The 25,249-nt window shown below is 37.8% G+C and carries 19 protein-coding genes; 1 reads left to right on the top strand and 18 read right to left on the bottom strand.

All coding sequences use genetic code 11. The annotated features are described in order from the left end of the window. Window positions 1–25: 25 nt before the first annotated feature. From cshA to mscL, 11 genes are all read right to left on the bottom strand, one after another. Window positions 26–1,537 carry a degradosome RNA helicase CshA gene (cshA, locus tag AC2YJL_RS26500; protein ID WP_116516916.1) on the bottom strand — a complete coding sequence of 504 codons (1,512 nt, stop codon included), beginning with the start codon at window positions 1,535–1,537 and terminating at the stop codon, window positions 26–28. A 196-nt stretch (window positions 1,538–1,733) separates the two neighbouring features. Beyond that, the gene (locus AC2YJL_RS26505) at window positions 1,734–3,116 is read right to left on the bottom strand and encodes a UDP-N-acetylmuramoyl-tripeptide--D-alanyl-D-alanine ligase (protein WP_230931655.1); all 1,383 of its coding nucleotides are present in this window, start codon (window positions 3,114–3,116) and stop codon (window positions 1,734–1,736) included. 97 nt (window positions 3,117–3,213) lie between these two features. Then, window positions 3,214–4,296, bottom strand: a complete 1,083-nt coding sequence (locus AC2YJL_RS26510) for a D-alanine--D-alanine ligase (RefSeq protein WP_251569158.1) — start codon at window positions 4,294–4,296, stop codon at window positions 3,214–3,216. 208 nt (window positions 4,297–4,504) lie between these two features. Next, window positions 4,505–5,617, bottom strand: coding sequence for an acyltransferase (locus AC2YJL_RS26515; RefSeq protein ID WP_195695595.1), 1,113 nt, complete (start codon window positions 5,615–5,617; stop codon window positions 4,505–4,507). A gap of 218 nt (window positions 5,618–5,835) precedes the next feature. After that, window positions 5,836–6,909: an ABC transporter substrate-binding protein gene (locus AC2YJL_RS26520; protein WP_195695596.1), complete on the bottom strand. Its 1,074-nt coding sequence runs from the start codon at window positions 6,907–6,909 to the stop codon at window positions 5,836–5,838. Continuing rightward, a complete protein-coding gene (locus tag AC2YJL_RS26525) occupies window positions 6,906–7,712 on the bottom strand; it encodes an ABC transporter permease (RefSeq protein ID WP_043977800.1) in 807 nt (268 codons plus the stop codon). The genes AC2YJL_RS26520 and AC2YJL_RS26525 overlap by 4 nt, the downstream gene beginning before the upstream one ends. A 1-nt stretch (window position 7,713) precedes the next feature. Then, window positions 7,714–8,514 (bottom strand): ABC transporter permease, encoded by an 801-nt coding sequence (locus tag AC2YJL_RS26530; RefSeq protein ID WP_016762745.1) that lies wholly within the window; start codon window positions 8,512–8,514, stop codon window positions 7,714–7,716. Next, on the bottom strand, window positions 8,504–9,613 hold the full coding sequence (locus AC2YJL_RS26535) for an ABC transporter ATP-binding protein (protein ID WP_028410433.1): 1,110 nt from the start codon (window positions 9,611–9,613) through the stop codon (window positions 8,504–8,506). The genes AC2YJL_RS26530 and AC2YJL_RS26535 overlap by 11 nt, the downstream gene beginning before the upstream one ends. A 20-nt stretch (window positions 9,614–9,633) precedes the next feature. After that, a complete protein-coding gene (locus AC2YJL_RS26540; protein ID WP_013054985.1) occupies window positions 9,634–10,176 on the bottom strand; it encodes a helix-turn-helix domain-containing protein in 543 nt (180 codons plus the stop codon). A gap of 195 nt (window positions 10,177–10,371) precedes the next feature. Further along, complete coding sequence (locus AC2YJL_RS26545; protein ID WP_230931652.1) at window positions 10,372–12,441, bottom strand: LTA synthase family protein; 2,070 nt, start codon at window positions 12,439–12,441, stop codon at window positions 10,372–10,374. 196 nt (window positions 12,442–12,637) lie between these two features. Further along, window positions 12,638–13,033, bottom strand: a complete 396-nt coding sequence (gene mscL / locus AC2YJL_RS26550) for a large conductance mechanosensitive channel protein MscL (protein WP_025753425.1) — start codon at window positions 13,031–13,033, stop codon at window positions 12,638–12,640. 280 nt (window positions 13,034–13,313) lie between these two features. On the opposite strand from mscL, the gene AC2YJL_RS26555 reads away from it, so the two are divergent. After that, window positions 13,314–13,850 carry a L,D-transpeptidase gene (locus AC2YJL_RS26555; protein WP_251569159.1) on the top strand — a complete coding sequence of 179 codons (537 nt, stop codon included), beginning with the start codon at window positions 13,314–13,316 and terminating at the stop codon, window positions 13,848–13,850. Between the two features lie 37 nt (window positions 13,851–13,887). Here AC2YJL_RS26555 and AC2YJL_RS26560 read toward each other — a convergent pair whose 3' ends face one another. The 7 genes from AC2YJL_RS26560 to glmS all read right to left on the bottom strand — a co-directional run bounded on the left by AC2YJL_RS26560 (window position 13,888) and on the right by glmS (window position 24,907). Continuing rightward, window positions 13,888–14,373: a VOC family protein gene (locus AC2YJL_RS26560; RefSeq protein ID WP_251569160.1), complete on the bottom strand. Its 486-nt coding sequence runs from the start codon at window positions 14,371–14,373 to the stop codon at window positions 13,888–13,890. Window positions 14,374–14,462: 89 nt separating this feature from the next. Further along, a complete protein-coding gene (locus AC2YJL_RS26565; RefSeq protein WP_369361825.1) occupies window positions 14,463–15,605 on the bottom strand; it encodes a mannitol-1-phosphate 5-dehydrogenase in 1,143 nt (380 codons plus the stop codon). A 5-nt stretch (window positions 15,606–15,610) separates the two neighbouring features. Beyond that, window positions 15,611–17,701, bottom strand: a complete 2,091-nt coding sequence (locus AC2YJL_RS26570; RefSeq protein WP_251569163.1) for a BglG family transcription antiterminator — start codon at window positions 17,699–17,701, stop codon at window positions 15,611–15,613. 60 nt (window positions 17,702–17,761) lie between these two features. Then, window positions 17,762–19,654, bottom strand: a complete 1,893-nt coding sequence (locus tag AC2YJL_RS26575; protein ID WP_251569164.1) for a PTS mannitol transporter subunit IICBA — start codon at window positions 19,652–19,654, stop codon at window positions 17,762–17,764. Between the two features lie 160 nt (window positions 19,655–19,814). Beyond that, window positions 19,815–21,368 carry an SH3 domain-containing protein gene (locus AC2YJL_RS26580; protein ID WP_251569165.1) on the bottom strand — a complete coding sequence of 518 codons (1,554 nt, stop codon included), beginning with the start codon at window positions 21,366–21,368 and terminating at the stop codon, window positions 19,815–19,817. Window positions 21,369–21,526: 158 nt separating this feature from the next. Next, on the bottom strand, window positions 21,527–22,243 hold the full coding sequence (locus tag AC2YJL_RS26585; RefSeq protein ID WP_050690784.1) for a YebC/PmpR family DNA-binding transcriptional regulator: 717 nt from the start codon (window positions 22,241–22,243) through the stop codon (window positions 21,527–21,529). An 861-nt stretch (window positions 22,244–23,104) separates the two neighbouring features. Next, on the bottom strand, window positions 23,105–24,907 hold the full coding sequence (gene glmS, locus AC2YJL_RS26590) for a glutamine--fructose-6-phosphate transaminase (isomerizing) (protein ID WP_230931646.1): 1,803 nt from the start codon (window positions 24,905–24,907) through the stop codon (window positions 23,105–23,107). Window positions 24,908–25,249 lie beyond the last annotated feature (342 nt).

Below are 25,249 nucleotides of genomic sequence, written 5' to 3' on the forward strand. Positions count from 1 at the left end.
GAGCCTGTTAAGGCTCGTTTTTATTTTACGCTTTGCTGCGAGAATCTTTACGATTACTGCTGCTATTACGATTTCTACTATCACTACCGTTGCTTCCACCGCGACGCTTGTCACCAAAACGCTTTGAGTTTCCACGACGATTTTGCTGTGAGTAGTTTTTAGAGTTAGAACGTGAACGACCTCCGCCATTTCCACGTTTGTTTTTATCACCTTTTGCAATTACCGGTGGTTCAGCAGTTAATTGAATTGGTGATTCGTTTGGTTCTTTTGTAAATAATTTGATTGCTGCTGCCACTAATGAAACTGAATCGTGCTCTTCAAGTAACTCTTCTGCCAACTGTTTGTAGTAAGATAAGTTGCCTTGTGTCACAGATTCTGTTAATTTGTCAGCTGCAATACGCTGTTGACCTTCCATTGCTTCATCAAGCGTTGGAGGAGTAAGACGCTCCATTTTACGTTTTGTTGTACGCTCAATATTGTGTAACTGTCCAGTTTCTCTTGGCGTTACAAATGTCATAGCAGCACCCATTTTACCAGCACGTCCTGTACGTCCGATACGGTGTACATAGCTCTCTGGATCTTGAGGGATATCAAAGTTGTATACATGAGTAACACCAGAAATATCAAGTCCGCGTGCAGCTACGTCCGTTGCAACTAATACATCAATAGAACCTTCTTTAAATTGACGTAGTACAGATAGACGTTTCGATTGCGTCAAGTCACCATGGATACCTTGCGCAGAATAACCGCGCATATTTAATGCTTCTGATAACTCATCAACACGGCGCTTTGTACGACCAAAGATGATAGCTAATTCAGGTGATTGCATATCTAAAAGACGAGTAAGGATATCAAATTTACGCTTTTCTTGTACTTCTAAATAATACTGCGTAATGTTTGGCATCGTTACTTCTTTTGCTTGTACTTTTACCACTTTTGGTTCGTTCATGAATTTTTCAGCAATGCGACGGATTGGAGTAGGCATTGTTGCTGAGAATAAAAGTGTTTGGTGGTTCTCAGGTACGTTTGATAAGATTTTTTCAATGTCTTCGATGAATCCCATGTTTAACATTTCATCTGCTTCATCTAAAATAACCGTATGAACATCTTGTAGACGAAGTGTACGACGATTAATATGATCTAGCATACGCCCTGGTGTCCCTACGATGATATGAGGGTGCTTTTTCAATGCACGAATTTGACGACTGATATCTTGACCACCGTAAATTGATAGCACGCGTACGCGCTTTGTTTGACCAATTTTGTAAAGTTCTTCAGATACCTGTACAGCAAGTTCACGAGTAGGAGCAATAATTAACCCTTGAATTGCATCTACGTTTACATCAACTTTTTCAATAAGAGGAATACCAAATGCCGCTGTTTTCCCTGTTCCTGTTTGTGCTTGTCCGATCAAATCGTGACCTTCTAGTGCTAATGGGATAGTTTCTGATTGAATTGGTGTTGCTTCTTCAAAACCCATTTTACTCACAGCTTTGTTAAGCTGTTGACTTAATCCTAAATCTTGAAATAATGCCAAGTTTTTCAAACTCCTTTTATATTTAGACTATCTATATTTTACAAAAAAAAGCATTCTCCGAGGAAACGGAAAATGCTCTAAACGACTACTTCAATAAATTCAACGTTTAGAGTATAAGCGCCTCAAGACACTCAGACTACATCATAACACTATGGCTTTCCGTTTGCAATAGAGCTTACTTATACTCTTTTTAATATCACGGTAATTTATGCATCATTTTTGAGATAACTTCCTCAAGCTTCATCCCTCGAGATGCTTTCACTAAAACCACATCTTCTCTTGTTGTAATCGCTGTTAATTTTTTAACAAGCTCATCTTTCTCCTCAAAGTGTATTACCTTATCTTCTGCAAAATTATTTTTTGCTCCTTGCTCGATTTCAACAGATAAGGGACCGTATGTTAGAACATAATCAATTTTTTCTGCTTGAATAAACTCTCCCACTTCTTTGTGGAACTCTTTTTCCTGGTCGCCTAATTCAAGCATATCCCCAAGAACAAGAATTTTTTGCTTATAGCCTTCTAAATCATGCATCAACGTAATAGCAGCTTTAACAGACGTTGGGCTTGCGTTATATGCGTCATTAATGAAGGTCAGGCCATCTGTTCGTTTCACGAGCTCCATACGCATATTGGTTAGCTTTAATTCTTTTAATCCCTTAGCGATTGTTTCATTGTCTAGTCCAAAATAATGACCTACCGCAATAGCAGAAAGCGCATTGTGAACATTATGTTTACCTAATACCGGGATAAAGAATGAATATGTTGTTTCACGTGAAACAGTGAATGTGGTGCCTAATTCTTCAGCTGAAATAGCACTTGGATACAAATCGTTTTGTTCTGAGCTGCCAAATGTCACCGTTTCAAATACTGGATTAACAACGCGCGACGTTAAAAGTGGCTCATCACCGTTATAGACCAGCTGACCTGTTGGAGCTAAGCCGCTTGTAATTTCTAATTTTGCCTCCGCAATTCCATCACGGCTTCCTAAGTCTTGAAGGTGCGATTCTCCGATATTTGTAATAATGGCCACATCAGGCTCCGCTAAATTAGAAAGAAACTCAATTTCCCCTCGGCTGCTCATGCCCATTTCTAAAACTGCAATATCATGAGTTTCATCTAAACGCAAAATAGTAAGCGGCATGCCAATATGATTATTAAAGTTTCCATCTGTTTTCAGAACACGGTAAGTTGTATCAAGCACAGCTTTTACCATGTCTTTTGCCGTTGTCTTTCCGTTACTTCCTGTAATGCCCACTACTTTAATATCTAACTCGTGACGATAGGATTTCGCTAATTGCTGAAGAGCTTCTAGCGTATCATCGACTAAAATAACACTAATGTCTGTCGGTGGGTTTTCTTCATCTTTGTTCCACAGAGTAGCGACCGCTCCGTTTTCAATTGCTTTATGAACAAATGTATGCCCGTTAAAACGTTCCCCTTTAATTGGGATATATAAATTGCCTTGCTGAATGGTTCTCGTATCAATTGAGACTCCCTCAATTACATCTGCTTTGTCCCCGCTATGAAATACACTTCCTGGAATCATTGCAGCTAGCTGTGTAAGCGTACGTTTAATCATTGTTGGTTTGCTCCTCTCGATATAAAGTAAACTATGGATCCTATTTAATTGAAACTAAACACAGAAACACTATTCATGATGAATAGTGTTGTGTGAGTTACATTGTGTGTTTAATTTGCTGCTTTTCGGTATGACGTTCAATTGCTAGTGATACAAGTTTTTCGATTAAATCTGGATATTCAACGCCCGCGTGTTTCCACAATAACGGGAACATACTGAAAGGTGTAAAACCAGGCATCGTATTCACTTCATTAATAATGAATTTACCTTCTGATGTTAAGAAGAAATCTGCACGTACAAGACCAGATCCATCAATTGCTTTAAATGCTTTGATTGCTAGTGCTGACATTTCTTGATGCTGTTCTTCTGTAATTTCAGCTGGAATAATAAGACCTGTATCGCCGTCTTCATATTTGGCTTTGTAATCGTAAAACGCTTTTTTAGGTAAGATTTCTCCAACTACTGAACAAGCTGCTTCATCATTCCCTAACACACCAATTTCAACTTCACGACCAACTGCTGCTGCTTCTACAATGATTTTCCGATCGAATAAGAAAGCTTCAACAAATGCCGCTTCTAGCTCTTCGCGGTTATCACATTTGCTAATCCCAACGCTTGAACCTAAGTTTGCCGGTTTAACAAAGCAAGGGTATCCAAGTGTTTCTACTTTTTCATAAGCAGCCGTTCGATCTGCTTCCCACTCGCGGCGGATAAATGATACGTACTCTACTTGAGGCAGACCTGCCTGTGCAAACAGCTGCTTCATTACAACTTTATCCATACCAGCTGCTGAAGCTAATACACCGTTTCCAACATAAGGAATATTTAATAATTCTAATAATCCTTGTACCGTACCATCTTCTCCATTTGGACCATGAAGAAGTGGGAAAATAACATCTAGCTGATCCTCTGTTTTTGAATCTGTTAATGCAAACATTTCCGTATTTAATGAAACTGGTGAAATAGCTGTTCCGTCATCTTGAATTTCTAATTGAGCAACTGTTTCAAGCGGACCAGTCAGCTGTGTGCCGCGAATCCACTTTCCTGTTTCTGTAATGTAAATTGGATGCACTTCATATTTATCGTGATTAATTGCTTTTGAAACTGCTAGAGCTGTTTGTAAAGATACTTTATGTTCAGCGGATTTTCCTCCGTATAAAAGGCCAAGCTTAATTTTCACTGATGTTCCTCCTAACACATATTCATCTTTTCTATTTTATCATGCACGTTTAGATAGTAAACAGAAATATTAACTATTATTACGTATGTCAAAATAGCTAGGCTTGTGAAAGGAATTCCATCGCTTACCTTTATTATTTAAAATCAGCTTTTCTTATACTTTATAAAAAAAGTTATGCCTGCAAGCAGACATAACTTTTAACTAAACGCTATTTATGATCAGGACGTCGGTAAATGAACACCGCTTCTTTTGGCAGTTTACCAAACAAAAAGCTAGCAAACGGTAAAAGACGATGACATCCCCAAATGATGAGGTAACAGCCCGCTAATGTTAGAATATAGCGTGCCAAGATTTCAACGTGAAACATGTAGTTGCCTTGTATTGGTACTGCTTTTGCCACAAAGTTTAAAACCATTGGGTGAATCAAGTAAAATCCAAACGAGTACATGGCAATATTTTTAACAATCGTCACGGACTTCACAGAAAGCTTTTCAGCTAATATCTCTGCAATCCGGAAGAAGAAATAACTTCCAGCAACCAAATAAAGCGTATTAACAGCCTCATACGTAAAGCCTGAAATTTGGATTGTCTTCATTGTGTACAAGTGATAATTTAACAGTGAAATAGCTATTCCCGATCCGAGCGTCACTAGAAATAATACAATATTCGAACGACTGTACTTTTTATCCACTTGCTCGCGATAATAAATGCCAATCCAACCGCCGAGTAAAAACGTAGCCATTGTATTTAAAAATAAATTAAATGAAGTGATATGATACGTATTGTTAAGCATTAAATAACCAAGCTGAATGATAATGCCAAACAGCCACATGTATTTTTTAAAAATGGTTACTTTTTGTGCTAGCCATACAAAAACCGGCAGCACGAGATAGACTTGTACAATTAAAAAGATAAAATGAAGCTGATAGTAGGACTCTCCACGTAAAATACGTTTCACAATATCAGATGCATTCAATTCTGTTGCTCCTACATAGTACGAATAAAATTCATAAATAAGTGCCCAAATAATATAGGGAACCAAAATATATGTCACTCTTCGAGCATAATATGTTTTCCATAAAGTCTTTGTTAACGGCTTGTTAATATAACTATAAAAGAAAACTAAACCTGTGATCACAATGAAGATTCCTGCTTCAATTCGAACGATTCGGTTAAGAAAATGATATTTCTGATAAGCTTCGCTTGCAAATGGCAGTACCGTTGCATATGCTGCTGTTACATGTACGAGCACAACCATCATCATAGCGAATAATCGTAAAAAGTAAATGGATTGAATATGTTGCTTTTGTTTTTGCTTCACTTTTTCTCTCCTATATAATGTGAAATATGAATTCTAGATGAATAGTAGAACATTCAATTTTCTCTTATCTTTCCCGTTTTACAAATAAAAAAGCTAATAACATAAAATAAATGTTATTAGCTTTACTCGTTTGTATTTTATCTTTCCTCTTGTTATCATGCAACTGAATTTACAAAAACCATAAAGAACTTACGTATAAAGACCTAATTAAGTTCCTTTTATTTACGGTGCATTTTAAATTCTAAAAATAACTCATTGTAATAAGCAAGCATTCGTTTGCCTAAGTTATTATATACTTCAAGCTTTTTTGTTAGTTCTTCCTCTGGGTAAAAACGTTCATCTTCCGCTACTTCTTTCGGCAAATAATCTAACGCTTTTTTATTAGGCGTAGAATACCCTACATATTCCGCATTTTGAGCAGCGTGTTTAGGATCTAGCATAAAATTCATGAATTTATGTGCGCCTTCTACGTTTTTAGCCGTTTTTGGAATAACCATGTTATCAAACCATAAATTCGAACCTTCTTCTGGAACAACGTAATTCAGCTTATCGTTTTCGCTCATAATCTCAGAAGCATCGCCTGACCAAACAACGCCAATTGCCGCTTCTTCATTTGCTAGAAGCATCTTAATCTCGTCTCCTACAATGGCTTTGACATTTGGTGTTAATGTATCAAGCTTTCTTTTTGCTTCTTGAAGATGGGCCTTATTCGTATCATTTAATGAATAATTTAAGCTGTTTAGTCCCATTCCCATCACTTCTCTAGCGCCATCTGCAAGTAAAATTTGATTTTTCAGCTTAGGATCCCATAAATCATTCCAACTTTTTATCTTCTTGCCATGAATCATATCAGAGTTATATACAATACCCACAGTTCCCCAAAAATAAGGAATAGAGTACTTATTGCCAGGATCAAAGGATAAGTCTAAAAAACGCGGATTAATGTATTTTAAATTAGGCAGCTTCGAACGATCAATTGGCAATAGTAAATTTTCTTCATGCATCTTGCTAATCGCGTACTCAGAAGGCACAGCAATATCAAATGTCGTACCGCCTTGTTCAATTTTGGTCATCATTGCTTCATTCGAATCAAAGGTCTGATAAATGACTTTAATTCCGGTTTCTTTTTCAAACTGATTCACTAAATCAGGATCAATATAATCTCCCCAATTATAGACGGTCAGCGTATTTCCTCCAGAGTATCCTTCGGCATTGTTCAAATGATGAACCACATACATGAGAACGAAAGAAAGGATGACGATGAAGATAAACGGCTTTGCTAATTGCTTCATTTTCCAGTCGCCACCCCTTTCACTTTATTGCTATATCGCTGACTGATAAAGTAATAACCAATTACAATCAGCACGGTAAACATGAAAATAAGCGTAGAAAGAGCATTAATTTTCAGCGAGACCCCTCTTCTTGCTAATGAGTAAATTTCTACTGAAAGCGTGGAAAAACCGTTCCCGGTCACAAAGAACGTAACCGCAAAGTCATCCAAAGAGTAAGTTAAAGCCATAAAAAAGCCTGCAAAGATACCCGGACGAATAAATGGCAATACCACTTTCGAAAGTACTTCAAAGCGGCTTGCGCCCAAATCACGGGCTGCATCGAGCAGTGTCGGACTCATTTCCTGCAGCTTAGGCAGAACCATGATGACCACAATCGGTACACTGAATGCAATATGCGCTAATAATACGGATATAAACCCGAGCTTTACACCGATAATGGTAAATAGAATTAAAAAAGAGGCGCCAATAATAACATCTGGACTCACAATTAACACATTATTAAATGTTAACAGCGTATTTTGAACACGTCTGCGCTTCACGTATACGATAGCAAGTGCCCCTATCACGCCGATAATAGTTGAAATACCTGAAGACAGTAGAGCAATAATAAGGGTATTCAAGACAATAATAAGCAAACGCGTGTCTTGAAACACTTCTTTGTACCAATCTAACGTAAACCCTTCAAATTCACGCATGTTTCCTCCGCTGTTAAAAGAGTAATACATTAAATAAAAAATGGGCGCGTATAAAATGAAAAATACAAAAAATAAATAAAGGTGGCTGAACTTCCACTTTCTCTTCATTTTACACACCTCTCTTTCCAGTGCCTGTTATGAGCATCATAACGGCCATCGCAATAATTAAAAAGACGGCTATGGTGGCGCCCATGCCCCAATCCTGCGTCACTAAAAAATGTTGTTCAATCGCTGTTCCCAGTGTAATGACGCGGTTTCCAGCAATTAAACGCGTAATCATAAAGAGTGATAGTGCTGGAATAAAAACAGCCTGACAACCTGATTTAACCCCTTCTAGCGTTAGCGGAAATACCACGCGCTTAAATGTCACCCATGAAGATGCCCCCAAGTCTCGCGAAGCGTAGATAAGCGAGGGATTAAGTTCTTCTAAAGAGTTAAAGATCGGCAAAATCATAAAGGGGATAAAAATATACACCGATACAAATACAAAACTAAAGTCAGTAAATAAAATTTGATGAGTACCAAGTCCTAGAAATTCAGTAAACTTATTAACCGTACCATACGTGCCAAATATACCTAAAAAAGCATAAGCTTTTAATAATAGGTTAATCCACGTCGGTAAAATAATCAGTAGAAGCCAAAGCTGCTTGTGCTTAAGCTTCGTTAGTAAATAAGCTGTAGGATAAGAAAAAACCAAGGAAAATAACGTAATTAAAAAGGCATACCAAAATGAACTCAGCGTCATCTGTAAATAAACTGGGGTGAAAAATTTCTTATAGTTTTCAAGCGTCAGCTCATTATCGATGTTGAAAAAAGAATAATAGACAACTAATACAATGGGAGCAACTACAAAAAGCAAAATCCATAACACGTACGGGACTAAGTAAATATTTCTTGATTTAGTTTGCATCGTAATCCTCTTCGTAACCTTCGAGTCGCTTATCGAATTCTTCTTCCGTTTCGTTAAATCGCATAACATGAATAGCTTCAGGTTCAAAGTACAAGCCAATTTCTTCTCCAACCGTTGCCTTTTTCGTAGAGTGAACGAGCCACTCATTCCCTGCATGGTCATAGCCTAAAATTTCATAATGGACTCCTCTAAACAGCTGTGAATCTACACGAACTTGCAGCTTTCCTTGATCGGAGCTTGTAATGGCTAAATCTTCAGGGCGAATCACAATTTCAACCTGCTCATTTTGGTTTAATCCTTGATCGACACATTCAAATTGCTGGCCGCCAAACTCCACTAAAAAGTCAGCAATCATTTTACCTGGTACAATATTTGATTCACCAATAAAATCGGCAACAAAACGATTAATTGGCTCATCATAAATATCTGTAGGTTCCCCGCTCTGCTGAATTCTTCCTTTGTTCAAAACAAAGATTTCATCGGACATCGCAAGCGCTTCTTCTTGATCGTGCGTAACAAAAATGAACGTAATACCTAGACGACGCTGTAATTCCCTTAACTCGTATTGCATTTCTGTACGCAATTTTAGATCAAGAGCTGAAAGCGGCTCGTCCAGCAAAATGACTTCGGGCTGGTTTACAATTGCTCGTGCAATTGCTACACGCTGTCTTTGGCCGCCCGACATTTCCTTTATTTCTCTGTTTTCATATCCTTCTAAGTTAACAAAACGAAGGGCTTCTTTAACTTTTATTGCAATATCAGCATTTTTCATCTTCTTGATTCGAAGACCAAATGCTACATTTTCAAATACATTCAAATGGGGGAAAAGCGCGTAGTCTTGAAAAACCGTATTAACCTGTCGTTTGTTAGCCGGGACATCATTAATTCTTTTCCCATTAAAATAAATCGTTCCGCTTGAGGCTTCCGTAAAGCCTGCAATTAATCGTAAAATCGTTGTCTTTCCACATCCCGATGGACCTAAGAGGGTATAAAATTTCCCTTTTTCAATTTCAAAGCTTACATGATCCAATACAACTGAATCATTATCATATTGCTTGGTCACATTTTCAAATTGAATAATTGTATTCGTAGATGTCATTTCACTTCACCTCTTTTGTTCTATAAATAAGACTCTGTCGCCACGATAATTAACTCTGTTATTCCGTCATGAGCATTTAAAATCTGATGTTCTTCAGAAGCTTGAAAATAGATGGTTTCTCCTTGTTTGGCTTCATATATTCTGCCTCCAAGCTTTACCTTCACACACCCGCGCAAAATGTAGCCAAACGTTTCTGAAAGGGAAGGCTCAAATCTCTTAAATGCGCCTTTTTCATGAAGAATAAGACGAATTGGCTCCATTTCTTTTTCATTTGATTCATGCACAAGCCACTGAATATGGTAACCTTTTTCATCTTCGCAATAACTCGTGTAGTCTTCCTCTCTGTATACAACCTTTTGAACATGCGTATCAATTTCGAAGAATTCTTTCGGTTCGCACCCTAGCACTTCCAAAATACTAAAAAATGTTTCTAAAGACGGTGAACTTAAATCGCGCTCTAGCTGCGAAATATAGCCTTTGCTTAAATCAGTACGTTCTCCTAGCTCTTCTTGTGTTAAACCTTTTTTTAATCGTAAATTTTTAATTTTCTTTCCTATTTCCATACTCTCGATCCTCAACTGTATTTAAAATTAGCAAACAGCATGAATGATTGTTCATGCTGTTCCAAACTCAAGTTTTGTTTTACTTAACTTAAAGTTTACTTTTAACCTTAAAATATTATACATGAATTATTTTTTAGTACAACCTTAAACACTTAAAAAATAAAAACTCCTTTTATTTAAAAGGAGTTTTTATTTTTATTTATACAACTTATGCGTTTCGTACTGTTTCCCGGATAATGTATCAAACTCAACTTCATGGTAATCTTGAAGGTCTTTTGCGGCTTTTTTAGAGAGCGCTGCTTGATCATCTACTAGCTTTCCTTTTGAATCTATATACATATTTGAACGAAAAGCCGGCACTTCTGTTTTCATTTGATTCAACTGATCGTAGAACAGATTACTTTTGTAACCAAGAGATTGAACAAGTGTCGGAGCAATATAAATGGGACTCATCGTACCGAGATTTTTATCTATTTTCGTATCGTAATTAGATAAAAATAAGAGCGGCGTCTCATAAAATTTTTGAGATGTTTGCTGCGTTTTCTCGTTTCCAAAACCCGTTTCTTTGTAAGCTTGAAGGTTTTGTCCAAGCGCGGGCAAATGATCTCCCCAAAATACTACAATGGTCGGCTCGTCCAGCTTTTGAATTTCATCGTTCAATCGTTTTAAAGCAGCATCTGAACGTTTAATTCCTTCAGCATAAATTTCAATTTCCTTTTGCATTTCCGGTGATAGCCCTTTACCGGTTACTTTAATGGTTTCCTGACCATTATATTTATCCGCTGAATAAGGAAGATGATTTGCAATCGTTACAGCATGCACAAATGCAGGCTTTTTCGACTGACGAAGCGTATCGAGTACTTCATCCACTACCGCTTCATCAGAAACAAACTCTTTGTTATCTTTTTGTGTATGCTTCATTTCATCAATAAACTTCACTTGATCAAATCCCAAGTTTGGATATACATTTTGTCTCATATAAAGCATGCCGCTGTTTGGATGCATAGCTGTTGTAGCATAGCCTTGCTTTTCTAAATAAGAAACAAAAGACGGATATTCTTTTTTACTCAATACATGCTGATAAGGAAGGCCTCCAGGGTTAAAGAAAGACAAAGAGTAGCTCGTCAGCGCTTCGAACTCCACATTAGCTGTTTCCCCGCCAAACGAAGGACTTAAAGACCATCCGGAAGGATATTTCTTTTGAAGTTCTCTTGTATTTTTCATTGGATCTTCAGAGAACGTCACGTTAAGCTTTGTTGGGTCCCAAAATGTTTCGTTCATCACAAACACAACGTTTGGTTTGACTTCAGTCTTGCTTTCTTGTGTTTTCTCTTCCTTTGACTGAATACGCTTTGCCACTTTTGCCATAGCTTCTTCTGAGTAGTCATCCGGCTCTTGCAGCACATCTGTTTTAACATTTGAAATCATGCCAATAACAGGTCCATTATAGTAATAATTGTTTTGCTGATTCCAAGGCATCAGCGCAGCATATTGATCATAATATTGTTGAGCAAACGAGTGTTCAAAGAATAAAAATGATTTCATTAAAAAGATGAGCGGCAGAATCATAATAATTCGAAGAAACCATCGAATTTTAATTTTCGGCAAGAAAAACCAAAGAGCGACCAGTACGAGAATGGATCCAATAACTCCTATTACAATAGGAATTGAAATCGAGTCTTTAATCATCGGAATAACTTCTTTTAACTGACTCGCCTGAATAAAATCATTCGGGAACAATGGTTCATTTCGAAAGATTTTTTTATAATAGTTTACAAGAGCTAAAATAAAATACAGAACAAAGGTAATTCCAGCTCCTAAATAAGCTTCCCCTACTAGCATAATGATCGCTAGTGTTAACAGCGAAAGTAAAAATACCGTAAAAAGATAGCGTTCGGGATATGCTTGCATCCACTCTATTGTTTTGCCTGGATTATGTATATCAATATGATAGATAACAAAAACCATAGCAGAAACGGCTGCTACGGCAATTGAAAACACAATTGCCGTAAAAATGGCATACCACTGCGAATCTTGTATTCTCTCTATGTGATTAAATCGAAGCAGCAAATAGAAAGTGAGCGCCCATAAAACAAGTGAACATCCTCCTATTAATACTACGAAACCAGCTGTATGGATTTGGGCCCAATCAAACAACATTTTTGTGTCATTTGACACATTAAACATAACAACACTGTATAAAAAAACGCTAAGCAGGCCATACGCTGCCAGCATTGGCAAAGAACGATACAAATGTTTAAACATAACCTTAAGCCTCCTATTTACAATATCTTAACACTTTTAATATGATTTTAACATTCCTATCTCTCTCGCTTTCATGCCTAATTTTCCCATAATCATACCACTAACATTTCCCGAGAAATTTCACACGAAAAAAGCCCGCTTTTCTTATGAAAAGACGGGCCTCTTAGCCGTTTTATACGTATGTAAAAAATTGCTGTTATGAACGCTCTTTCACTGCTTGTGCTTTTAGCAAATCACGAATTTCTGTTAAAATCTCTTCTTCTTTTGACAGAACAGCCACTTCTTCCTCTACTTTCTCTTCTTCTTTTCTCTTAAAACGATTAAAGAAACGAATAAATAAGAAAATCGAGAATGCGACAATTAAGAAATCAACAATTGTTTGAATAAAAGATCCATATAATACCGTAGCATCTCCAACCGTGAAGGATAAATCTTTAAAGTCTATCCCTGCTAACAACAAACCAATCAGCGGCATAATAATATCATTTACAAGAGACGTTACAATTTTCCCAAATGCCGCTCCAATAATAACACCGACAGCTAAATCCAATACATTTCCACGCAAAGCAAACTCTTTAAATTCTTTAAGCATCTGTTTGTTCCACCTCCTGCCCTTCATTTCAAACTTTCATGATAATACATCCTAAATTAAACAGACAAGGTGCATTTTCACTTTTCTCTTTTTCATGAGATATGTACCAGACCTTTAGTTGTATTTCTGCCCAGATTTTTACTTTATATTCGCTTATAAATAAAATGCACTTTCAGTTTTCATTCAGGAAAGATTCATATTCAGTCCATTTTTCTTTTATACACTAATAGCATGTAATTCATCAAATATGTAAATGAACAATAGAGGAGATGGCTAGAACGTGAGAAAAATTATACTGCGAGCAGCTGCTTTATGCCTCGCAGCTATTATCAGCATTTCTTATACAGCCAGTGCGACGAATGCAAGTGAAAACGAAGCAAGTGGAGATTTAATTATTATTAATAAAAAAACAAATCAGCTTGCTTATTTTCATAATGGAAAGTTAGAAAAGACGTATTCAGTAGCTACGGGAAAAACATGGAGCGATACGCCGGTAGGCTTTTTCAAGATTGTTAACAAAATTAAAAACCGCCCTTACTATACAGGGCATATTGCAGGAGGAGCTTTTAATAACCCTCTTGGCTCTCGCTGGCTAGGGCTTAATGCAAACGGCACAACCGGCGACACATACGCTATTCACGGCAATAACTCAGAAGATAGCATCGGCAAATATGTAAGTCACGGCTGCGTACGAATGCATAATGCGGATGTCGAAGAATTATTCAGTAAAGTGGAAGTAGGAACATCTGTAACTATTACGTATTCATCAAAAACCTTTGAAGAGCTGACAAAAGTATACGGCTACGGGCAGCCATGAAAAAATAAAAGCTTATCCAGATTTCTTGGATAAGCTTTTATTCTTCTCTATTCCCATACATGAGCTCCGTACTGTGTGAATATAGCTCAATAATATTCCCAAACGGATCTTCGCAATAAATTAAGTAATAAGGTTTTCCAGGTCTTGTATTCCATACTTGGCTGCGCTTTTTACCGCCTGATTGTTCAATTTTATCCGCTAATTTTTCCACGTCATCGGCTATTAAACACATATGAAAATAACTTTGATACTGCTCATCGCTGTCTTTTAAGACAAGCGGCATTTGCGGCTTATTAAATTCAAACAGTTCAATGCCTACCTGGTTGTCAGCTGTCATGTGAGCATTTTTCATTTTTTTGATATGAGACCCCAGTAAATCTTGAGTCATATTTTCAGCTTGTTCTTCCTCCGCATTAAACGTATAGGGTCCGGCAATCAGCTTAAAACCTAAAACTTTTTCATACCACTGCACGGCTTTTTCTACATCAGGCACAGCTAATCCAACGTGCGTAATAGCTACCATTTTATCACCCTCCTATACACAAACATTCCCTTTCTGCTAAAAGAAAAACAGCCCATTTAAAATGGACTGTTTACACAGACTAAATTCATTCACGCCTTTAAAGCATTGTATTGAGCAATGATTTCTTTTGTTAAATCATCACTTGCCTCTAAACCACTAATCTCTTTTAAGACATACTCAATACCATACTCATGAATATTCGCTTGAAGCTTCATAGCCTCTTTATCTTCTTTCGGGTCAAATAAAAGCGCAGCGGCAATAGCCTTTGCTAAGTAGGTATAAGAAAGGCCCACTTTTTTTGCTTCTAGCGCTGGACGAATCAAGCGATCCTGAGGTCCCAGCTTGCGAATTGGCGCTCTTCCTACCCTTTTAACTGAATCATTTAAATGAGGATTTTTAAAGCGTTCAATGATTTTAGTAATATAGGCTTCGTGTTCCTCTCTATCTAAGTCATATCTTTTAATTAGATAGTTTCCTGTTTCTTGTAGCGTTTGCTGTACTTGTTCATAAATATCTGAATCTCTTAACGTTTGATCAATCGTTTCTTTTCCTTTTAAATAACCAAAATATGCAATCACCGCATGTCCCGTATTCACTGTAAATAACTTTCTTTCAATAAAAGGGGCAAGGTCAGGCACAATCGTCATTCCTTCTACAAAAGGAATATCTTCAGGTGCCTCTACTACCCATTCATAATAGGATTCTACTAAAACATCAAGCGAACCTTGGTTATGCTGAATAGGCACGATACGATCTACAGCTGAATTAAAGAAAAAGACCTTATTTATCACATGAGCTTTTGTCTCTTCATCCAGCGCGTCAAAAATATAGCCTTTTAATAAATCTGTCGCAGAGATTTGATTTTCACATGCAATCACATATACATTTTCGTCGCTTGTTTTTACGCGTTCAGTCAAACCTTTAGCAATTAAAGGAGCAATGCGAGGCAGAACGTTCGGTCCGATGGCCGTCGTAATGTACGTTGCTTCTTTAATCGCTTTAATGACCGCTTGTTCTTGTGTTAGATTATTTAAACCAGATACGTTTTGAACAGCTAATGTCTCCGGATGCTCTGCAGCTGTCACTACGTTATACCCTTCATCAGTGTTTAACTGATTAATAATCTTTTCAGCAATATCTACGAATGTGACGTGATAGTTGCTTTGAGAAAACAATGCCCCAATGAATCCTCGACCGATATTGCCTGCTCCAAAATGAACTGCTTGTTTCACAAAAATCATTCCTTTATCAAATTATTTCGAAGGTACTCATGAAACGTATCCTCTAGCTTTTTGCGAATTATCTCTTCATTCGAGGACGAAAAAATCATCATTGCTTCATGGTCTTCAATTAAACTGGTACTAATTAAACTTAAAATTTCTTGTTGTGCTTCACTTAACTCTTCAGGTGCGAGCATTAATAGAAGGTTACGCGCCTGCATATTTGTTCCGTCCATACCTTTAACTGTGCAAGGCTGTTCTAAATGTGAAACCTGAAATATCAGCTCGTTCACGTGATGTTCACGGCAATGGAACAGTGCCATGCTCGTTTGCGGAATGCCTAAACCGCCTTTGTTTTCTCGTTCCTTAAGCTGATGAATAACGAAGCTGGCATTGGTTATTAAACGTTCTTTTTCAGCAGCTTTTACTACGTGCGAAATCACTTGATCGTGACTCACTGCATCCGAAAATCGATACATTCTAAGGTTTTGAAGAATTGATTCGATACTTCCATGCACGTCTTTAATTTGCTTCATCGTTTCCTCAAAAGACATTTTTTCTGTAGAAGCGGTCTTATTTTTATATTGGAACGAGCGATAGTCCTTATCTTTGGTTAACTTTTGAATGTTTTTCTGTAAAAAATTCTGGACGGATTGAATATCCTCTTCGGTTAAGAGTGGGTTGACTAAAATGTAATCGACATTTAAAAAAGGCAGTCTTACTGTTGAAATCACTACGTCATACCCTTCAAGCGCGGCTTCTTTGATTTCTTTTACCGATTTAATGACAACTGAATTAATCTCCGGAATCTCTTTACGAATACGGCTAGCTAACATTTTCGAGGTGCCAATTCCAGTTGGACAGACAATCAGTGCTTGAATTTCCATGACTTCTTCTTTTAGCACTAGCGTGGAACCGAAATGCAAAACAAGATATGCTACTTCATCATCTGGAAAAACTAAATCCGGCAGCGCTTGATCGATACTGTTTCTCACAGCCATAAATAAAACCGGGTACTTTTTCTTAATCTCTTCTGTTAATGGATTAAAAAGCTCCATTTTTTGCTTAAGACGAAAAATTGCCGGCTCCATATGAGCAAGCAGCCCCTGGTAAAGGGAAAAATCACCGGTTAAGTCGGTGTTAAGCTGAACAGAAACGTGAGCAATCATATTCTTAATGATCTGCCCAACTACTACGCTGTCGTAATATACGTCTCTAGTAGTTTGGAACTTTGCTGCACGTAGCCGCACTGCTAAGAAATGAATATCTTTTTCTGTAAAAGAAAGAGAAAATACCCGTTCAATTTCGCGGCAAATATCCTTCATTAAGAACATTTCACTCGCCAGTTCTTCCGTTTGGCCGCCGTCGTCTTCTAGATACATTTGCTTTTTCGTTCGCTGTATCATAATGCAAATATGAACAATGAGCCCTATATAATCGCTGTCAGCCAGCTTAGAATGATGCTGATTAATCGCTTGATGTACAATTCGGTCTACTTCTGCTAAATAATCCGGATAAAAATAATGCAAAATCGTTTCATCCGTATGCTGCTGATTTTCCGCTAAAAACAAGCACTCAATTAATTCTTCATTAAAGTGAACAAGAAAATAATTAGCTAATGCTTTCCGTTTATTGGCTTCAGTAGCTTGAACTTCTACTCCCACGCCTCTTTTTCGATGAAGGAAAACGTCAAATGTGGTTAACCACTCTGTTAATTCATCTAAATAAGCAGTTAGTGTAGTAATACTTACTTCTAAGTCTTTAGCCAGCGTTTGTAATTTAAATGAATCTCCTTCTTCTAGAAGAAGAATTAAAAGAATTAATTTTCTTTCCTGTGGAGACTGATCCGTCGTTTTAATCTTCATCAGCTCTTGGATAAGACGAAAAATTTGTTCATTTTTACCTTCAATCATTAGTCCTTCATCTTGTGTACGAATCAGCTTCAAATCAAATTTTTCAAGTATTGATTCAATTGCCTTCAAATCTCGGTGAACAGTTCTTACACTTACATTCAAAAAAGTAGCAAGTGTAAGGGCTGTATGTTTTCCTGCCGTTTTAATAATTAACTCAATGATTGATTTTTCTCTTGAAGTAATAAACAAGAACATCAACTCTTTTCTTATTTATAAACAAAGGATAAAAAGGCACCTCCATGCCTTTCTATCCCGTTAGTTACTTTGAATAATAGCCATTAATTCTTTAGCTGATTTGGCATGAACCATTTTTTCAATATTGTCCATATCAGAACATGTAATGGCGATACCAGATAAAATTTCTAAATGGGTGCCGTCTTTTCCGGCAATTCCAAAAATCAAACGAACTTTCTCACCATCAAAATCAACGCCTTCTGGCACTTGAATCACTGTAAAACCGGATCTTAAAACGTTCTTTTTCGCTTCTTCCGTACCGTGCGGAATCGCTACGTCATTTCCCATATAAGTAGAAGTCATATTGTCGCGATCAATCATCGCTTCAACGTAGTTTTCTTCTACATATCCGCCTTTTACTAACACACTCCCTGCAAATCGAATTGCTTCTTCCTTAGAAGAAAAGTGCTGATTCAAGAAAACGTTTTCTTCTTTTAATAAACCATCATTACTATCTGTATTATTTTCTGCAGATACTCTTTTTTCTTCTTCGGCTTTAGAAGTAGTATGATCATTTTTTAGTTGATCAATTAGTTTGTCATATTCCGGACTAGATAGAAAATTATCAACCGAGATATGATACGCATCTGGAACTTTGTTTTGAGCTCTTGGCGTTAGCTCTTCTTGCGTAATAACGATTTGAGCATCACTTGGAATATTACTGATGGCTGTATTCGTTACCGAAATATTTAAATCTGCTTGTTTAACTTTCTTGCGAAGAAGAGAAGCGCCCATCGCACTCGATCCCATACCTGCGTCACAGGCAAAAACAATTTTCTGAACGCTTGCTGGTACTTCTCCTTGCTGTTTTGTAAAGCTTCCTGCTACAGAGCTCTTCTTGCCTTTCATCTCTTGCATTTTGCGAGCTGCTTCATCCAAATCTTCTGTTTGCTTGCCCGTTTTTAAAATTAACGAACCTACAATAAACGATACGACGGCTGCAACGAGAACACCGGAGATATTTGCAACATAGCTGCCTGTATTACCTGGTGTAGCAGCTAAAATAGCCAAAATACTTCCTGGTGAAGCAACCGCTTGTAAGCCTCCGCCTAAAAGAACAAATGTAAATACGCCGCTCATTCCTCCTAAAATAGCCGCAATGATTAGAAGCGGACGCATTAAAACGTAAGGGAAGTAAATTTCGTGAATTCCGCCAATAAAATGAATGATGGCCGCTCCCGGCGCTGACTGTTTTGCTGTTCCTTTTCCAAAGAAGCAATACGCTAACAAAATTCCTAATCCCGGACCAGGATTTGTTTCTAATAACAATAGAATGGACTGTCCGTTTGTTCGAATTTGTTCTGCTCCGATCGGAGATAAGATACCGTGATTAATAGCATTGTTTAAGAATAAAATTTTAGCAGGCTCAATTAGAATACTTGTAAGAGGAAGAAGGCCATGTGCAACCATCCAATCTACACCCACTACAAGCGCGCCTGTAAATCCGTCCACGGCTGGACTAACGCCTAAAAAGGCTAGAATTGATAGAATTCCTCCAAGAATACCTGCTGAGAAGTTATTAATTAACATCTCGAATCCTGTTTTGACTTTACCTTCAATAAACTGATCAAACTTCTTGATGATGTAACCGCCAAGCGGTCCCATAATCATAGCGCCTAGAAACATCGGAATATCAGATCCAACGATGACGCCCATGGTCGCGATAGCACCTACAACGCCTCCACGCTGATCGTGTACAAGCTTTCCTCCTGTGTAGCCGATTAGCAGCGGAAGCAAATACTTGACCATTGGATCCACTAGTTTGGCAAGGCTTTCATTTGGAAAAAAGCCTGTTGGAATAAATAAAGCAGTAATAAGTCCCCATGCAATAAATGCTCCGATATTTGGCATAACCATTGAACTTAGAAAGTTCCCAAACTTTTGTACAGCTACTTTTATATTAGATTGAGCCATTTGCTCTCTTCCTTTCTCTACGTGATGATACTTTAATCGTAAGAGATTAAACGCTTTCATTCAATGAATAGGAAAACTAACTTTGTCGTACCACAGACAGACAAAGCTTTTAATTACATAAAAAAGCAGCTGAACTGTAAAAGTTCAGCTGCTTTCTAACTTAATATTTATCTAATTCACTTACTGGAGATTGAATAATAACCGGATTTTTCTCTGGATTTAACCATTTTAAAATAGAGACAACTTGTTCTTTAGAAGTAGCCGTACATCCTGCGGTATAATTTGTTCCTACATGGAAGAAGATTGCACTTCCCTTTCCTGGCGTTCTAGATTCATTATAATTAATGACAAACCCATAATCGTAAGCGGGGATGTCCATGTTCTCAGCGCTCGTCCAGCGGCCATTCGCCGGCTTTTGCTGCCACGTATTATATAGAGAGCTTTTTGAATCGTCTACCCACACATCATTTGCTGTAATCTTTCGATATGGAAGCTTAGTTCCAGGATTTTCATAGCGTCCGAATGCTGTGCCAACTGTATATTTCCCTGTCGGAGATTCCATATCTCCTTCTTTTTTCGATAAAGCGAATCCTTTTTGTCCAAGTACACCGTTCGCGGTTAAAACTTGCTTCCATTTCCCATCAACTTTTTCAAACGTTTGAATTTTAGCAGACTTCGTATCGTAGTTATCTGCTGTAACCAAGATGACTTGCTGAGCGTTACCTAACGTTTTAAAAGAATCGACTACGAGCTTTGGAGAAGCTGTAGCTGAAGCCTGTACATAGTCACTGCTTACGTAGCCCGTGCGGCCGTTATAGTTGATTTTGTACCAGCTTCCGCTTTTGCTCACCACAGACAGCTTCTGGCCTTTTGTCACACTTCCTATGGATGTATAATTGGTACCTGCTCCGCTTCTTACATTCAGCGTGCTTGCCGTTACTATGTACGTTGTGCTTTCTGCTGGTGGCGTTGTTGGGGCCGTTGTTGTTCCTGATGCTTGTACATAGTCACTGCTTACATAGCCTATGCGGCCGTTATAGTTAATTTTGTACCAGCTTCCGCTTTTGCTCACCACAGACAGCTTCTGGCCTTTTGTCACACTTCCTATGGATGCATAATTGGTACCTGCTCCGCTTCTTACATTCAGCGTGCTTGCCGTTACTGTATACGTTGTGCTTTCTGCTGGCGGCGTTGTTGGGGCCGTTGTTGTTCCTGATGCTTGTACATAATCGCTGCTTACATAGCCTGTGCGGCCGTTATAGTTAATTTTGTACCAGCTTCCGCTTTTGCTCACCACAGACAGCTTCTGGCCTTTTGTCACACTTCCTATGGATGCATAATTGGTACCTGCTCCGCTTCTTACATTCAGCTTGCTTGCCGTTACTGTGTACGTTGTGCTTTCTGCTGGTGGAGTTGCTGTTCCTGATGCTTGTACATAATCGCTGCTTACATAGCCCGTGCGACCGTTATAGTTAATTTTGTACCAGCTTCCGCTTTTGCTCATCACAGATAGCGTTTGACCTTTCACTACGCTGCCGATAATTCCGTAAGTCGTTCCCGCTCCGCTTCTCACATTTAGCTTGCTTGCCGTCACTTTATATGTAACCGTCGCTGCATATGCCTTTTCTTGATTTCCCCCAATTGAGCCAAAGCCAGGCGTTACAGCCGTTGCAAGTGTAGCTGTTAACGCCATCCCCACCATTAATTTTTTCAACTGCTTTCCCTCCATTTATCTCTTATAAAATTCTACTATTTTCTATTCTTAATTCATTATCTTACCATATTCCAAACGAAGGGAAAGGGTCAATAGATGCTTTTCACACGGCCTATAAAAAAAGACAGACCTCTTTGATAGGTCTGCCTCTTTCACTATTATCCTAAATCAACGTTGTGATATACTTGCTGCACATCTTCTAGGTCCTCTAATGCATCAATCATTTTTTCAAACTGAGCTTGTGCATCTTCAGGAAGAGTTACATCATTTTGAGCAAGCATCGTTTGCTCAGCTACTGTAAATTCCGTAATACCAGCATCGTTGAACACTTTTTGTACCGCATGGAATTGATCCGGATCAGCATAAACAATTACAGAATCTTCTTCCTCTAAAATGTCACGCACGTCTACATCTGCTTCCATTAACAGTTCTAGCGTCTCTTCTTCATCCTTACCTTCTACACCAATAACAGCTGTTGGATCAAACATGTACGCTACTGATCCGCTTACTCCCATATTACCGCCGTTTTTACCAAAAGCAGCACGCACGTCTGAAGCTGTTCTGTTTACGTTATTCGTAAGAGCATCTACGATAACCATTGAGCCATTCGGTCCAAAACCTTCGTAACGAAGATTATCGTAATTTTCTTCTGATCCGCCTTTTGCTTTTTCAATCGCACGGTCAATAATTGCTTTTGGCACATTGTATGTTTTCGCGCGTTCTAATACAACTTTTAACGCTTGGTTTGATTCTGGATCTGGCTCGCCTTGTTTCGCAGCCACGTAAATCTCACGGCCAAACTTGGCATATATACGACTTGTATTAGCATCTTTTGACGCTTTCTTTTCTTTAATATTGTTCCACTTACGGCCCATATTGTTTCACTCTCTTTCAAAATTGAATCTAATAAAATAAATAGGCAATGATATATCCGTCTTTATTATACATCAATTCCCTCTTATCTTTCGAGTTTAATACTTAAAAAAGAAAAGCAATCTTTTGGTATATTTCATTAATTAAATAAATGAGAAAACCATTTGATAACCGGCTGAATGATTTTTGTATATGCATTTTTAAGCGGTTTGTATATACATCTCATCCAAATCCACCGTAAAGGATAGTAGATCATATGAATTACGATCCACTTAACTCCTTTCCAGAAACAGAGGAATATACGCTGACAAAATGAAACCACAGGAATAACAATTTCATTGTAAAATGGCAGCACAACATATTTCCAGAAAAGATAACAAGGGTAACAAACTAGATACAACACAGGGTATAAAACGTACTTCCATATAAATCTAGTTATAGGCAAAAAACATCGTTTCCAAACGAAGAGAATAAAAGGATAGATGAGGACACTCCATAGCCAAGAAATAGGATAAAAGAACAAGAAACGTATAATGTATCTCCAAATGAAATCAATGACAGGTTGAATAATTCTTGTTCCTATCCACATGAGGGGCTTAGCGATAAAATATATCCATAGCTTACACAAAATTTGAAATACAAAATAAAAGGGAAAGTACAAGACAAAAAAGATGCCTCGCAACACGTACTTTATACTTTGAGCTACTCCACTAATACTTTTCACTTCCTTTTTTATAAGTGAGTTTCGTTCATTTACCTACTCTATTATATAAAATAAATTGAGCAAGCAAATATATTTTTTAGCTCAATGAGAATTATATACAAAAACACCCTTCTATAATAGAAGGGTGTCTAGAACCTTATTATTCTACAGTAACTGATTTTGCTAAGTTACGTGGTTTATCTACATCGCAATCGCGGTGCAATGCAGCGTAGTAAGAGATTAATTGTAAAGGAATAACCGCTGCTAGTGGTGAAAGTGTTTCATGAACTTTCGGAATCACGTAGCGATCTTCTTCTGTTTCTAATCCTTTCATTGAAATGATACAAGGATTAGCTCCACGTGCTACTACTTCTTTTACGTTACCACGGATGCTTAAGTTTACATGTTCTTGTGTTGCTAATGCAATAATTGGCGTATTGTTTTCAATTAAAGCGATTGTTCCGTGCTTAAGCTCTCCTCCAGCAAATCCTTCTGCTTGGATGTAAGAGATTTCTTTTAGTTTTAACGCACCTTCTAAACCTACATAATAATCAACAGAACGTCCAATAAAGAATGCGTTGCGAGTTGTTGCTAAGAATTGAAGAGCAATGCTTTCCATTTCTTCTTTGTCGTCGCAAAGTACTTCCATTGTGTTTGCTACGATTGCTAACTCTTGAACTAAATCAAATTCTAATTCAATGCCGCGTTTTTTTGCTGTTACAGCCGCTAGAATTGATAGGACTGCTAATTGAGCTGTATAAGCCTTTGTTGATGCTACAGCAATTTCCGGACCTGCATGAAGTAATAACGTATAATCAGATTCACGAGATAATGTTGATCCCGGAACGTTTGTGATTGTTAACGCTTTGTAACCTAGTTCTTTAATTTGAACTAATACTGCACGGCTGTCAGCTGTTTCTCCACTTTGAGAGATAAAGATAAACAATGGCTTTTCAGATAAAAGCGGCATGTTATAAGAGAATTCACTTGCTACGTGCACTTCTACTGGAACCTTCGCCCACGTTTCAATGAATTGTTTACCTACTAGGCCTGCATGATAGCTTGTTCCACATGCTACGATATAGATGCGGTCTGCTTCATCCATTGCTCCTAAAATGTCTGCATCAATGTGCAGTTCATTGTTCTCATTTTGGTACTCTTGAATGATTTTACGAACAACTAAAGGCTGCTCATCAATTTCTTTTAACATATAGTGAGGGTACGTACCTTTTTCAATATCACTTGCATCAAGCTCTGCTGTATAAGGTGCTCTTTCTACCACTTCACCATCAAGCGTTTTAATTGTTACGCCTTCTTTTGTCACAATTACTGTTTCTTTATCCATTAATTCTACGTACTGATCTGTTACTTGAAGCATTGCCATAGCATCACTCGCTACAACGTTAAATCCTTCGCCAACACCTACAAGAAGCGGGCTTTTGTTTTTAGCTACGTAGATTGTATTTTTATCTTCGTTATCAACAAGAGCTAGTGCATAAGAACCGTGAAGCAAGCTTACTGTCTTACGGAACGCTTCTTCTACATCTAAGCCTTCTGCTGCGATTTTTTCAATTAACTGAACGATTACTTCTGTATCCGTTTCGCTTTTGAACGTTACATCTTGTAAATATTCACGTTTCAAAATAGCATAGTTTTCAATTACACCGTTATGCACAAGTGTGAAGCGTCCAGATGTACTTTGATGCGGGTGAGCATTTTCTTGGCTTGGTACACCATGAGTTGCCCAACGCGTATGACCGATACCTGCTGGTGCTACAACACTGTGATCTACTGCCTGACGCAATTCTGCAATACGGCCTTTTTCTTTGAATACGTGTACGCCTTCATTGTTAACAACTGCAATACCCGCTGAGTCATAGCCACGATATTCTAACTTTTCAAGACCACGTAATAAAATTTCTTTCGAATCTTCTGTTCCAATATATCCTACAATTCCGCACATAGATAAAATCCTCCTTCATGTATGAAAAGAGAGTCTCTTTTCATCATCAATGATTATCATCTCAATGCTTTTGTCCAATAAGTCACCTCATTGTTTTTCACATCAAGTTTTCGGCCGTGATAATCAACAACCGGGAGGCATCCGCCGATACTTCGATAAACCTCCTCCTCGTCAACTAAGTCGTTTCCGTCCCTTTACTTAGTTCAGGCGCTTTGTATTCACTTTTAAAATAGATTGTTCACTCCTTTACATAAATTAAGAGACGAACAGATTTAATATTACAATAAGAAGTGAGAAAACGTCAATTATCTTCTTTACTATCTGTAAAAACAGCCTTTAGCA

It is taken from the genome of Priestia sp. SRI_019 (assembly GCF_057586255.1).